The 1,204-nt window shown below is 69.7% G+C and carries 1 protein-coding gene; it reads right to left on the bottom strand.

Features of this window, described 5'->3' with window-relative positions; all coding sequences use genetic code 11:
• On the bottom strand, nt 1–1,128 hold a 1,128-nt coding region (locus AB0N07_RS51420; protein WP_365847946.1), incomplete at its 3' end, for an ISL3 family transposase.
• Nucleotides 1,129–1,204: the final 76 nt, after the last annotated feature.

Here is a 1,204-nt window from a genome sequence, read left to right on the forward strand (position 1 = left end):
CTTGATCTCGTCGGTGAGCTTCTTGGCGCTGGTGCAGCCCTCTTGCCACCGCTGGTGGAGGTAGGGCTTGTAGTCATCGAGGATGCTCGCGCGGCCCTGCCATTTGCCCTCGCTCAGCTCCTCGGCCGTGGCCGCGCGGGCGAACTTGCGCACGGTGTTGCGGGCCAGGCCGAGCTCGCGGCTGATCTCACGCAGGGTGAGCCCTTTCCCGATCAGGGCGTGTATCTCCTGATGGCGGTCGCGGGTGCGGTCGGCGCAGCGGTGGGCGCTGCGTTCCGTCTTCGCGGCCTCGGTGATCTTCTCCAACTCGGCGGTCGCGGCGGCGGAAGCCTGCGGACCGGGTGCTGGTTCGGGGGCCCGCAGCTGAGTGGAGTGCCTGGTCACGCAGCGTTCTACGGCTTCGGTGAGGTTGTGGTAGAGGTGCCAGCGGTCTGCGACTTGCACGGCATCGGGGGCTCCGAGGCGGGCGCCTTCGGCGTAGCCGCTGGCGCGGTCTCGGCAGATGATCTCGACGCCGGGGTGGTCGGCCAGCCATCGGGCCAGGGTCGCCGATTCGCGGTCAGGGAGCAGGTCGATCGGGCGGCGGGTCTCGACGTCGATCAGCACTGTGCCGTAGACGTGGCCCTTGCGCAGGGCGAAGTCGTCGACGCCGAGCACGCGCGGGGTCACGGTCGGCGGATCGGGCAGGGCCCGGATCAGCCGCAGCAGAGTGGAACGGCTGACGTCGGCGCTCAGCACTTCGGCCAGCCTGGCGCCGACTCGTCCGGCCAGCATCAGCGCGACCACCCGCAAGACGGTGTGCAGCCGCTGACTGCGCCGCCCGTGCCGGAAGGTGAGTCCGTTGATCTGCTCGACGAACGTCGCGCGGGGGCAAGCCGCGACCGGGCAGCGGAAACGCCGGACCTGCAGGTGCACGACCACCGGCCGCCCACCCACCGCGGCGTCCGCCAAGCGACGCTCGTAACCGCTGTGGACCCGCCGCGATGTTGCCCCGCAGCTCGGGCAGGCGGCGCCGCCCGCGCACGCACGGGCCGTCACCGTGATCGCTTCCTTACTCAGCTCGACATCGTCGACCAGCAGGCCGTCCAGGTCGGCGAACAGGACATCCTCCACCTCTATATCGCTCACAGAGCTGGATCGTCAGGTATGCGGCGACGGCGGCGCGGGAAAAGCACCGAAAGTGATCACAAGTCGTCGTTGTCGT

This window comes from Streptomyces sp. NPDC051172 (genome assembly GCF_040682555.1).
GTDB lineage: Bacteria > Actinomycetota > Actinomycetes > Streptomycetales > Streptomycetaceae > Streptomyces.